The 12,867-nt window shown below is 45.9% G+C and carries 10 protein-coding genes; 5 read left to right on the top strand and 5 right to left on the bottom strand.

The window, feature by feature from the left end; all coding sequences use genetic code 11:
- Positions 1-21: 21 nt before the first annotated feature.
- Positions 22-1,146 (top strand): isochorismate synthase, encoded by a 1,125-nt coding sequence (locus tag UL82_RS04130; protein ID WP_046439162.1) that lies wholly within the window; start codon positions 22-24, stop codon positions 1,144-1,146.
- 100 nt (positions 1,147-1,246) lie between these two features.
- Here UL82_RS04130 and UL82_RS04125 read toward each other — a convergent pair whose 3' ends face one another.
- Positions 1,247-2,044, bottom strand: coding sequence for a fumarylacetoacetate hydrolase family protein (locus UL82_RS04125; protein WP_046439160.1), 798 nt, complete (start codon positions 2,042-2,044; stop codon positions 1,247-1,249).
- Between the two features lie 291 nt (positions 2,045-2,335).
- On the opposite strand from UL82_RS04125, the gene UL82_RS04120 reads away from it, so the two are divergent.
- From UL82_RS04120 to UL82_RS04105, 4 genes are all read left to right on the top strand, one after another.
- Entirely contained in the window at positions 2,336-3,448 is a 1,113-nt protein-coding gene (locus UL82_RS04120) for a FecCD family ABC transporter permease (protein WP_046439158.1), read from the top strand.
- The gene (locus tag UL82_RS04115; protein ID WP_232009511.1) at positions 3,445-4,494 is read left to right on the top strand and encodes a FecCD family ABC transporter permease; all 1,050 of its coding nucleotides are present in this window, start codon (positions 3,445-3,447) and stop codon (positions 4,492-4,494) included. Before UL82_RS04120 ends, UL82_RS04115 begins: the two co-directional genes overlap by 4 nt.
- Before the next feature lie 188 nt (positions 4,495-4,682).
- Positions 4,683-5,633, top strand: a complete 951-nt coding sequence (locus UL82_RS04110) for an iron-siderophore ABC transporter substrate-binding protein (protein ID WP_046441177.1) — start codon at positions 4,683-4,685, stop codon at positions 5,631-5,633.
- Between the two features lie 2 nt (positions 5,634-5,635).
- Complete coding sequence (locus UL82_RS04105; protein ID WP_046439156.1) at positions 5,636-6,421, top strand: ABC transporter ATP-binding protein; 786 nt, start codon at positions 5,636-5,638, stop codon at positions 6,419-6,421.
- Between the two features lie 51 nt (positions 6,422-6,472).
- On the opposite strand, the gene UL82_RS04100 is transcribed toward UL82_RS04105, so the two are convergent.
- The 4 genes from UL82_RS04100 to UL82_RS04085 all read right to left on the bottom strand — a co-directional run bounded on the left by UL82_RS04100 (position 6,473) and on the right by UL82_RS04085 (position 12,832).
- Positions 6,473-7,489 carry a 3-isopropylmalate dehydrogenase gene (locus tag UL82_RS04100; protein WP_046439155.1) on the bottom strand — a complete coding sequence of 339 codons (1,017 nt, stop codon included), beginning with the start codon at positions 7,487-7,489 and terminating at the stop codon, positions 6,473-6,475.
- A gap of 149 nt (positions 7,490-7,638) precedes the next feature.
- The gene (gene serA / locus UL82_RS04095) at positions 7,639-9,231 is read right to left on the bottom strand and encodes a phosphoglycerate dehydrogenase (RefSeq protein WP_046439153.1); all 1,593 of its coding nucleotides are present in this window, start codon (positions 9,229-9,231) and stop codon (positions 7,639-7,641) included.
- A gap of 163 nt (positions 9,232-9,394) precedes the next feature.
- A complete protein-coding gene (locus UL82_RS04090; RefSeq protein ID WP_126316852.1) occupies positions 9,395-10,966 on the bottom strand; it encodes a hypothetical protein in 1,572 nt (523 codons plus the stop codon).
- Positions 10,967-11,002: 36 nt separating this feature from the next.
- Complete coding sequence (locus tag UL82_RS04085; protein WP_046439151.1) at positions 11,003-12,832, bottom strand: GmrSD restriction endonuclease domain-containing protein; 1,830 nt, start codon at positions 12,830-12,832, stop codon at positions 11,003-11,005.
- Positions 12,833-12,867 lie beyond the last annotated feature (35 nt).

Genomic DNA, 12,867 nt, shown 5'->3' with positions numbered 1-12,867 from the left:
AAACCGCTATGCTGACTAAATATGTCTAGCTCACCTCCTGCTTCCGCACCCGATTTCCTGCTTTCTAGAGGGCACGGTTCTGTGCGAACCCAAGGAGCACAACAACACCTCGATAATATCGACGATGCAGTTGATTTATTGCGGGCAAAAAAAGTTGACATGGTTGTCGGTGCCTTAGCTTTTCGACGAGACCACAAGGCAGCATTAACTGTTCCGGTTTCAATTATTCGTGAAGATGGTCCATTAGAACCTCACGCTTATTACCGCCACGGATCAGGTGCTATTTTACGGGCGCAGCTGGCAAAACTTATTCCAGATATAGAAGAGCACCACATTCGGGTACAAGCTGCCATTGATACTATTTCCCGCAGCGAGCTTAAAAAAGTGGTACTTGCTCGTGCTATCGACATTGACTTTTCACCACCGGTTGATCCACGACTTGTTGCTGCGCGATTAATTGATCTTTCTTTTACCAAAGATGGCTTTATTGCCGATTTAAGTCCTGCTGGGGAAGATTTTCTTGGACACACTCTTGTCGGATCTTCTCCGGAGGTGCTGATTAAAAAACAAGGCTCAACGATTAGTGCTTATCCTTTAGCAGGTTCTGCTGCCCGCTCAATGATTCCACGTGAAGATAAATTGCGTGGCGAAGAGCTACGCCGCAGCAGCAAGGACCTTGTAGAGCATCAGTTTGTCGTAGAGCATCTTCGCCGATTGTTAATCCCACTATGTAGTACCTTAACTATCCCTGACTATCCTGAGCTCACCTGTACTAATGAAATGTGGCATCTAGCCACTCCCGTGGTCGGTACCCTTAAAGACCCTCATTACACGGCTCTAGAATTAGCAAGACTTATTCACCCTACCCCAGCTATTTGTGGTACTCCGACCGATGCTGCAGAGGAACTTATTGCACTCGCTGAAGGCGATCGACGCTTCTATGCTGGAGCCGTAGGCTGGTGCGATAACACCGGCGATGGCGAATATATGGTAGCTATTCGTTGTGCAGAGATCAATGCTGAAGGAACCCATGCTCGCGCCTGGGCAGGCGGTGGAATTGTTGCTGAATCTGATGCTCACGCTGAGGTGGCAGAAACATCTGCGAAATTACGTACGATCGCCAAAGCACTCGGATTAAAGATCTAAGTTTTATCCGACTAACTTAAGGTAGCTCATAACATTAGGCGTCGAAAAGCAAAAACTGCGTACCTTATGCCAAGCTACGCAGTTTTGTTTTTACTAATTCTTATCCGGCTTCAACTGGATTACCTAGTTTACCGATACCAGGAATCTCGATCTCAATATAATCCCCCGGAACCATTTCTGCGGTACCTGCCGGCGAACCGGTACAAATAACATCACCTGGCAGCAAGGTCATGGATTGAGTAATCATCTCAATGCATTCACCAACAGTTTTAATCATCTGATTAGAATTAGAATCCTGCTTGGTCTCAGTTACTCCATCGTGGGTTAAATGAGCCTTAATCGGCAGGTTACTCGTATCAATAGAATCAATATCAGTTTGAATCCACGGGCCAAGTGGCGCAAATGTATCAATACCTTTTGCTCTCGCCCACTGACCATCAGAAAACTGTAGATCGCGAGAAGAGACATCATTAATGATGGTGAATCCTAGTACTACAGATTTCCAGTCTGCAGCCTTAACATTTTTACATGGTCGGCCAATAACAACTGCTAATTCACCTTCAAATTCAACATTAGTAGCAAAAGGTGGGATTTTAATCGCAGCTTCTGGGCCAACAACTGCTGTTGGCGGCTTAAGAAATAATGTTGGTGGCAAATGTTCTGCACTCTTTTGAAATACCTCGGCTACATGGTCAGCGTAATTGCGACCAACGGCAACAATTTTCGACGGTAACATAGGAGCTAGCACACGAACCTCGCTGAGCTTATATTCTTTTCCAGTAAAAACTGGTTCTTCAAAGGGGGTACCAGCAATGGCTCGACATACTTCTTGGCCTTGTTTTCCCTCAACAACACAAAAACTTAAACCATCCGGGGTTGCAATTCGTCCAAAACGCATGACGGCAATACTACTATTTCCCTAGCTCTTATCAATTTTTTAGCACCATCCAAATATTAAATTATTTATTTCACCTGCTTAATCCATACTTCATGCAGTACGTTTAAATTCTTGTCAGCCCACAACAATAGCGTTTAAAAACTACCTCGTTTTTCTTTGATCTTAAGCAGTATGTACTCCCAACCAGGAAAACAACTCACTACGCATTTATTACATAAAAAACTGTTAATTTTATCGCATTAGAGCTATCACAATTTTCCCCAATAAGACCGTTAAAGATAGCCTATACTCATGATTTCTTCCGCAGAACGCGGCCATGCACCTGCCACCACCCGTCGACGTGGCACCTCAGGGCGTCGAAAAGCCCTCGGCCTTTTGGCACTTATGCTCAGTCTGACACTGTTATGTATCTGTTCAATGGTACTCGGTGCAAAAGCAACCAACCTAGCCACCATTAACCAAGCCTGGCCTTATGCTCTAGATATTCTTTTCGGACACACCAATGTCCCGCAGTTAATCACAAACGGAATGGAGAGCGACCTTGCTGATACCGCAGGGATTATCGCTAGTTTGCGCATTCCTCGAACAATTTTATCTATCCTTATCGGAATAGCCCTCGGACTAGCAGGTGCAGTTATCCAAGGACTTACCCGCAACCCACTTGCAGATCCAGGCATGTTAGGTGTTTCCAGTGGAGCAGCTCTTTTTGTTGCTGCTGGTATCTTTCTTTTTGGCCTTAATACAATAACTGCACACCTATGGTTAGCATTTTTAGGCGCTGGTCTCGCCTCACTATTAGTTTTTGGAATATCTTCCACTTCGGTTGGAAAAGGTGACACCCTTGGGCTAGTACTAGCTGGCGCAGCACTTTCAGCATCATTTTCTGCGATCACCTCCGGTATTGTTTATATCGACCCTAATGCACTTGATACGCTGCGTTTTTGGCAAGCTGGTTCGGTCACTGGTCGAGGTTTTGACATTATTATTCCTGCCTTAGTGCCTATTCTTATCGGCGCAATATTGGCGTTGCTTTCTGGCCCTACTTTAAATGTTTTAGGCCTTGGCGCAGAAACCGCCCAAGCTTTAGGAACTAATGTAGTACGAGCAAACTTTATGGGACTTATTACCATTACGCTTCTTGCTGGTGCAGCCACGGCCGCTGCCGGCCCGATTGGTTTTATTGGCCTGATGGTGCCGCATATTGCTCGTTCGATTACCGGTCCAGATTATCGGTGGATTCTTCCTTATTCTGCCTTAACCGGCGCAGTAACACTTCTTGCCGCAGATATTATCGGCCGTCTAGTTATGCGTCCTGGTGAGCTACAAGCCGGTATTGTTATTGCTCTTCTTGGTGCACCAGTATTTATTTGGCTTGTGCGCAATCGAAAGATGGTATCTCTATGAGCCAAATAAAAAACCTTTCACTAGGTTCAATCAGCTTTTTAGTACACCGGCGTACCAGCTTGTTTACTGCCTTCATCTTGATCGCATGCTTTGTCGTATGGCTTATTAGCTTACTGACTGGCGATTTTCCTATGTCGTTTAACCAAATAATTGCTGTTCTTAGCGGTGGCGGAACACCTTTGGAACGTACTGTCATTATTCAATGGCGTCTTGCCCGCGCACTGGTCGCAGTTACTATTGGCGCAGCCTTGGGCATTTCTGGCGCAATCACTCAGCGCATTGCTCGAAATGGTCTTGCCAGCCCCGATATTCTTGGCATTAGCCGTGGAGCTACCTGTGCTGCCGTAGCACTTATGGTCTTTAATGGTGGCGCAAGTAGTGCAATTACTACTTATGTCGGTATTCCACTTGCCGCAGTAATCGGTGGTTTGTTTACTGCTGCTGTTATTTGGCTACTATCAGTACGCAGCGGGCTGGATATGTTCCGCCTGGTATTAGTAGGAATTGGGGTTAATGCTGCCTTACAAGCAGTGATCACCTATATGTTGGCTGCTACTGATCTTAATACAGCAGCCGCTGCTAAAGTGTGGATGATTGGCACCATTAACGGGCGCACTTTTGAACACCTCTGGCCAACATTAATTGCCCTGATTATTGCACTTATTGTTCTTATTCGTATCAGCATCCACCTCCCTATTTTAGAGCTTGGCACCGATGCTTCTCTCGGTCTGGGCGTGCCACTAAAACGTGTTAATACATTGTTACTTATAATTTCGGTAGCTTTAGCTGCTATCACGGTCTCTGCAGTAGGACCAGTTGGTTTTGTTGCTTTTGTTGCCCCGCAAATTGCCGCCCGACTCGCTCAAGTCGGTGCACCACCTATTACTTTGTCTGCAGCAATGGGTGGCTTCTTGCTCATTAGTTCCGATCTACTAGCTCGCAGCCTATTTCCCTGGGAAGTGCCAGTAGGCATTGTCACTTCTGCTCTTGGCGGTCCATTCCTGATTTGGCTCCTGTTACGCCAATCCAAGATACACAGTCGATAAATGCTGGTCATAGCTTTACTTAATCACAATTAATTCCAGCAAGGCTTAACGACGTATACAACCACCACATCAAAGCCCTGTTATAACCAGCAAACATCTAATTGAATGAGTTAAAAATCAAACAAAAGTGTAATACATAAACCAAAAGAATTAGTTAGAAAAGAATAACCTAAGTTAAGATGTCCCCTATGCGTAAAAATATCCACCAGATTTTCACCCACACCACAACTCGCCGTGGTTTTCTCGGATTGGCTCTTGCCGGTGGTGCAGCAGCTCTTGCAGCATGTTCCAACTCTGGATCTTCTACCAACAGCTCTAGTACCAGTAGTTCCGCAGCAAAAAGCAGTACCACAGCAGCTAATGAGCAACGCATCGTAGTCCTCAACACTGGCCAATTGGACAATATGCTTACCCTGGGAATTTTACCAGTAGGTGCAGCCAAGGCTAAGGGTGGTCAGGTAATCAATGAGTATCTTCGCGATGCTTTTGGTAGTGATTTCGACCTTGATTCCATTACAGACTGTGGCGTACGTGCTAACCCAGAGCTAGAAACAATCGCTAGTTTAAACCCAACGCTTATCTGTGCCAATGATCGTACCGATGAGGCTATTCTTAACCAGCTTAAAACGATTGCACCTGTGGTTACCGGATCTGGTGGTGGTGAAAATTGGAAGAAAGATTTTGTTACCATTGCCGAAGCAGTAGGTAAAAAATCTGAAGCCGAAGCACTTATCGCTTCTTATGAAGACGAATGTAGCACTTTCGGCAATTCCCTTACCACAGTACCTACCGTGAGCTTCCTGCGCACCAAAGATGACGCATTCCAAGTCTATGGTGTTAATTCCATGGCCGGTACCGTTGCTGCCGATTGCAAGCTCAACCGTCCTAGTTCCCAACAGTTTACTGATACTGCCGGGGTGAATATTTCTGCAGAACAGCTCTCTGAAGCCGATGCCGATTGGTTGTTCTACGGAATACAAGATGGTGCTACCGACCCAACTACTACTTCTACCTGGAGCACGCTTAACGCGGTAAATAACAACCAGGCAGTTGAGGTTGATTACGAGTCCTGGTACACCAATGCCTCTTATTTATCGGCCACCATTATCCGTGACTCATTAAAGGAACACCTCGCTTAACCATGTTGGAATCAGCCCGTCTTCGCGCCACTAATATTTCTGTGGGCTATGACTCGACCGTGATTAATAAAGATGTCACTGTTGACATCCCTAATGGGAAAGTCACAACAATTATTGGCGCGAACGGCTGCGGAAAATCGACACTGCTGCGCGGCCTATCACGACTTTTACCGCTTCAAGCCGGCAGTGTCACCCTTGATGGTCAAGAATTATCCTCATATAAGCATAAAGAGCTTGCTCGCAAAATTTCCATGCTTCCGCAATCTCCTACCGCCCCACCGGGGCTAACTGTGGCAGATTTGGTCGCCCGTGGCAGGCATCCACATCAAACCTGGTTACAACAGTGGTCACCAAGCCATTCAGAAGCCGTCGATAAGGCTTTAGAGCTCACTGGTATTAGTGATTTTGCCGAGCGCAGTGCCGATTCTCTTTCTGGCGGTCAGCGTCAGCGAGTATGGATTTCCATGGTTCTTGCCCAAGATACCGACATTGTTTTCCTCGATGAACCCACTACATATCTCGACTTAGCGCACAGCATTGAAGTTCTTGACTTAGTGCGCACGCTTAACAAAACTCAGGGAAAAACCATTGTTATGGTACTCCATGATCTTAATTTAGCTGCACGCTATTCAGACGAATTAATTATTATGCAAAAAGGGCAGTTAGCTGCCCATGGTTCGCCAAAAGACATACTTAATGAAACTGCGCTTTTTGACGCTTTTGGCTTGCGTTCTAGGATTATCGAGGATCCCTGCGCTGGTGGGCCACTTATCGTTCCTGAAGCTTAACCATTTTTAAAGTGGCAGGTATACACCTGCCACTTTATTTTTATCCCCGCACTATTTTTTAAGCAAATCAACTACTCGGTCACCAATTGCTGTGGTGCTCACACAACCACTACGAGTACTTATTTCTTCTAACACCGCAGCTTCAATACGCTGTGCATGAGCGGTATCACCTAAATGATGCAATAGCATAGCTGCAGAAAGAATAGCCGCAGTAGGATCAGCGATCCCCTTACCCGCAATATCTGGCGCTGATCCATGTACCGGTTCAAACATCGAAGGATACGTGCCCGTGGCATCAATATTGCCCGAAGCAGCTAAACCAATACCACCAGTAATAGCACCAGCAAGGTCAGTTAGAATATCGCCAAAAAGGTTATCGGTAACTATAACGTCGTAACGCCCAGGATCAGTAACCAAATAAATGGTGGCCGCATCAATATGATTATATTCCACGGTAACCTCAGGATATTCTTGGCTTACTTCCTCAACAGTGCGATGCCATAAAGAACCAGCATTAACTAACACATTAGTTTTGTGCACCAGTGTGAGATGTTTACGTCGATGCTGTGCGCGTGTAAAAGCATCACGTACTACTCGTTCTACGCCATAGCGGGTATTTTGAGAAACCTCACTAGCGATTTCCTGAGCAGTACCTTTCCGCAAAACGCCACCATTGCCACAATAAAGACCTTCTGTCCCTTCTCGCACAACGACAAAGTCAATATCACCTGGGTTAGTAAGTGGTGATTGTGTAGACGGATAAAGTTTTGCTGGGCGCAAATTGATGTGATGGTCGAGAGCAAACCGCATTTTGAGCAGCAAACCACGTTCCAAAATTCCCGGTGGAACCTGATCCGGTGCTCCAATCGCACCTAATAAAATAGCGTCATGTTCTTTAAGTGAAGCTAAATCTGCCTCGGTAAGCAACTCACCGTTTTTTAGGTAGCGACGTGCTCCTAGATCATAATCAGTTATTTCAATATCGTCGCGAACACTGCACAGCACTTTCAATGCTTCGGCAGTTACCTCAGGCCCGATGCCATCACCACCAATCACAGCGAGTTTCATATTATGGAACCTTTCTTCTCGCTATATGAACTAAAGTGAGTGTAACACACCGAGAAATAAGTACCTAGGAAATTACTATGCTCAATAAACGAAAAACCTTGCTCAAGGACCAATACGCTCTCCCATGAGCAAGGCTTAACTTAAAACATCTAACCAAGATCAACTTGTATAGCAGTCGCCCCCAGACGCGCAGCAATCTTTTCGACCAGCTCACTGGAAACTTCTCGCTCCACACGCAAAATTAAAATCGCATGATCACCCTTAATTGCTTGGGTTAACGCAGCCGCCTCAATATTAATATTTGCATTACCGAGTTCAGAGCCGACCACTCCTAAGGCACCCGGCACATCAGTATATTCAAAAAATAGGTTACGCCCAGTGGCACGCAAATCAACACCACGGCCATTAATACGCACTACTTTTTCCACGCGTTCCAAGCCAGTTAAGGCACCAACCACAGATATTGTTTCACCTTCTGAACCAATAACTTTAACCTCGACGACCGAACGGTGAGTAACAGATTCACTTGTACTCGATACGGTCAATTCCACACCACGTTCTTCGGCAATACGCGGCGCATTAACAAATGTCACAGATTCTTCCACGAAACCCGAGAAAAGCCCACGCAATGCAGACAAGCCCAAAGACTCAATGTCTTCCGTCGATAGTTCACCACGGGCTTCTACTTCCAACGCAACCGGTGCCGCACCAAGTAATCGACCAGCAACTAAACCTAATTTACGTACCAAATCCAACCAACGAGCAACTTCCTCACCAACACGCCCACCAGAAACATTAACTGCATCAGCAACGAATTCACCAGCAAGTGCTTTTAATACCGAGGAAGCAACATCGGTACCGGCTCGATCCTGTGCTTCTAATGTCGATGCACCTAAATGTGGTGTTACTACTACTTCCGGCAAATTAAAAAGTGGTGAATCAGTACATGGCTCCGTCTCAAAAACATCAAATCCAGCACCACGAATCCGACCGGAAATAATTGCTTCTGCAAGAGCTTGCTCATCAACAAGTCCACCCCGAGCAGCATTGATAATAATTTGCCCCGGCTTTGCTTGAGCCAATAATTCAGCGTTAAACATGTGCGTCGTCTCTTTTGTCTTAGGCAGATGAATAGTTACAAAATCTGCCCGAGCCATAAGTTCCTCAAGTTCCACCAGCTCTACACCAAGTTGTCCTGCTCGCGCCGGATTCGCATAAGGATCAAAAGCAATAATCTCAGTTTCAAATGCAGCAAGACGCTGAGCAAAAAGCTGACCGATATGCCCAAAACCAACAATACCGATAGTTTTGCCAAAAATTTCTACCCCCAGGAAATGCGAACGCTTCCACTGCCGCTCACGCAAACTCGCATCAGCTGCGGGGATCTGACGTGCAGTAGCAAGTAGTAATGAAATAGCGTGCTCACAAGCAGAATGAATATTCGAGGTAGGGGCATTAACTACCATCACGCCACGCGCGGTAGCAGCAGCAATATCAACATTATCTAACCCCACACCGGCACGGCCGATGATTTTAAGTTTCGCCGCAGCAGCTAATACTTCTGCGTCAACTGTGGTTGCTGAACGTACCAATAAAGCATCAGCTTCTGGTACAGCACCAAGTAATTCCACACGATTAGATCCATCAACCCACTGCACTTCTACTGCATCACCAAGTGCGTCAACAGTAGACTGCGCGAGCTTATCAGCAATTAATACAACGGGACGATCATGTGGGCTCACGACGCAAAACTCCTGGGGTTAAGATTCCTCGCATCTTTGATATAACCACATCAAAAATACGGCTATACACCCTCATAACGGCATATAACTGCCAATAGTTTAAACCACTTCCCCACCTTTATCTACTACTCGACAGTTTTTCACCGCTTCTCGCCGCAATCAACTATCTTGAGTAAATATAAAGCACTGGATGAGGCAAAAACTGCGTTACATAATCCACAACAATGTGTGCTACTGACTGGTCACTCGGAAGTGCCACTGCGCGATGTATTGTTTGTATAGCAGCATCGGCAAAAGTCGTGGCATATATTTCCTGTGCTCGCACATGGTTGCTCTGTGCTGCTAAATCAGAGTACATCACAAAAGATAATCGCAGACTGGCTAAATCTAATCCGTCAATCTGCTGGGCAGGTAGCACTACTGCTTTCTGTGGTAATGCTCGCTCATCGACAAAATGATCCAACCAATTAATCGCTGCATTCAGTTCTATCGGATTACGCTTATCGACGATAACCCCAACATTTTCTTGATTTAATGCTTCTTGATAGTAGTTCAGTGTTTCTTCTACTAGCTGTTCAGCACCGATATAGGCAAAAACATATCCGCCAACGTGCGCCATTGTTTTAGCCCACTTCACTAACACTGCTGGATCGGCTGTATTATCAACAACTACTGTCGGCACTAATTGATTATCACTACGATGAGTGTAATCAGAAATTTTTGCTTCCAGTTCTCTCGTTATCTGATAAGGATCCTCATCACTAACACGCAGTGCAATCATAGTTCGTCCAGGAAAGACTAAACTACCGCCACCAAGAATCTGGGTAGGAATTTCCTCACCCAGACGAATTTGTTCTGCAAGCTGCGCATCAGTGCCAAAATGATCACCTAAAGCAATAAGCGGCTGATCATAAAGCCCCGCCACCATTTTCATATTATTTCTGCTTATCCTGGGATCGGGATAATCCATCACTCGCACGTCTGCACCATAACTTCGTGCTGTTGCAATTGCGGCAATACTTGATTGCCCATCAGCTATAACAATCGGTGCTATTCCGGCATCACGCTTTGATTGTGCAGGAAAAGCGGCTGCTTTATTTTTCTTATGCCCGTCATCGTAACTATTAGTTAGTATTTTTTCCTGCATATGCGGATCCCATCCAGGAAGCAATAATTCTGGGGTATCACTATCTAAATGGGCTACCTCCCGAACAACATTGCCAGCATGGGTAATATAATGCGGGTGAAATTGCACCGCGGTCATCTGCCCTAGTGCAGCAAAATTACCGGGATCATGTTGTACGACCATTCCACCCGTCGATGCAGCTATGTCCACCGAACCTACCGTAAGTATATAACGTGCACCTAAGCGCACAATTTCTTCCAGAATACTCATGCGCTTTCCTTCAATCAGGGTCAGCATTGGTGCATGAGATACAACCGCGATACTTGCTGCACGTAATTGATCCTGAACATTATCAGCAGCAATGACCACAGTATCTGAAGCATCAAAAAAGAGCTGCGAGGCAGCCACACCTGTGTTTTCATCACCACCAATTACGCGCGGAGTAGCTGCAAAAGATTGGGAAACATGTCGATTGAGATTATCCACCCGAGCTTCTAGATAAGGATCGCTACCAGTACGACTAATACCCGCCCGTGGATCCTTATCCGCTGGTGTACAAGCAACTATACATCCCATAATTGCTAGTACTGCTACCCAGTTCCTACGCACTTCGTAAAACCCCCTTACAACTATTCACGAAGCACTTTACTGGATAAACGCGTTAGGGCCTTCCTCACCACCGGCAAGATCATATTCATCAACGTCGTGGATAGCAGGTTTACCCATTGCTTCCTCAATCATCGTTACGAAACGCCGACGTCGATCACGGAAAAAATTATTTGCATCCGCATTAAGAATCAACTTTGGATCAAGCAGATGTCCTTCTAAGATCGCATCGAAATCTGTATCGTCAAGAAGCGACTTTGACTGCATCCGAATCAAATACCGCGCTGGTGAAGAATCTTCTACCATGACATGTGTACGCCGCGACATTGGGGTACGGTTAAGCACGCTTTGCGCAAGTACTGGATCAATATCATTCATTTCACACCACATGGCCGGGAAGATCTGCCTAAAATGCACACCTAGATACGTAAACGTAGCAGCATTAAAAGGTTGTGCGGTACGCCAATCTTTTGCACCACGACCCATAATGAGTGCATAAATACCCTTATATAATCCAGAATTATGCCCGGCAGATAATAAACGCGACTCCACAAAACGCGCCTGGTGAACCGATTTAGGAGTCAAAGCTGCCACATCTTGAGAATAGTCGCCCAGCTCATTAGCTGCGGCGGCACGAATCCAAGCACTTACTTGATCAACATCTGCACCCGAGCGCGCCTTAATTGAAGCTGCGCCATAAAGCTCACCAAATACGCCACACCAAAACCATTGATTGAGCCGATCCCAGGCACTACGCGTGGACAACACTCCATGTTCTTCACTCAAGCTAGCAACAATAACTGCAAGTGGAATCAACTGTGCGGTATAAGGGACTTGATCGGTGGTAATAATGCACCGCTCAGCCATAAAATGTGCCGCTGCCCGGAAAGCAGCACGCATCTTTTCTGCCGCAGGAATATACTCAGCCAAAGTTAAACGCAAAATAGCTTCCCGATGTCCACGTGCAGCGCCATTTTTTGCAGTGACATATAGGGCAACTGCGGTAAGAAAATCAGTCTGGCAGATACCATCTAACGCTGGGAATTTACGCAGTACCGACTCAGTTTTCGCCCAATCCTCTTTGAGTGAAAACTCTGGGTCTTGAATACCAAAAACAGCGGTAAGAAGCTCGAATACATCCATTTGCAATCCGCTGGAATTAGCTTGCGCAAAAATAGAACCGATGCCAGCTTGTGCAGTTTCTCGATCCAATCGAATCATAGGAACTCGATAGCGCACCAAAGGTTTCAAGATTTGATTGTGGAAACGCTTGGTTAATTCAAGAACTTCTGAGTCGGCATGAGCTGCAAAATCAAATAGAAGATCCGTTCCGCTATCTGAGAGCAATGCCGATAACGGTAAGAAACCTGCCGCCACAGCTTGTTCCATACTAGTTATTCCACCGGCAATTTCTGGCCCATAGTGAGACTTCACTTCACCATTTTGGTTCACAGAAATAACAGCTTCATCGGGCATAATATCCGATTCCACGGCTTTACGAATATCAATGAAATAACGACGCTGGACGCGTTTTTGCCTAAAATCTACACTCTGCACCATGCCATCACCACGTAGAGCTTGATACAAAGTAGTCAGCCGCTGTTGCCCATCAAGAAGCAAAAGACCTGGTGCTTCCCCGGTATCAGGAGCACCTTCTACCGGACGTGGTTTAAAGCGCATAGGTTCGTTTCTGGTATCAAGCGCCATAATTGATCCCATTGGGTATCCACGTAGCACGGTGACAATCAGCGAACGAATTTGATCAACATCCCAGCGAAAAGAACGTTGGAAATCTGGTAACTGCAAATCACCGCGATCAATACGGTGGAAAAGGTCAATGAGATCATAGCTTGGCGTAAGAAAACCCATAGACCTTATCCTAGTCTGGTTATACCCACTTAGCT

This window comes from Corynebacterium kutscheri (assembly GCF_000980835.1).
GTDB lineage: Bacteria > Actinomycetota > Actinomycetes > Mycobacteriales > Mycobacteriaceae > Corynebacterium > Corynebacterium kutscheri.
Note: the sequence above shows the minus strand (reverse complement) of the source record. Positions and strands in the feature narration are given on the sequence as shown.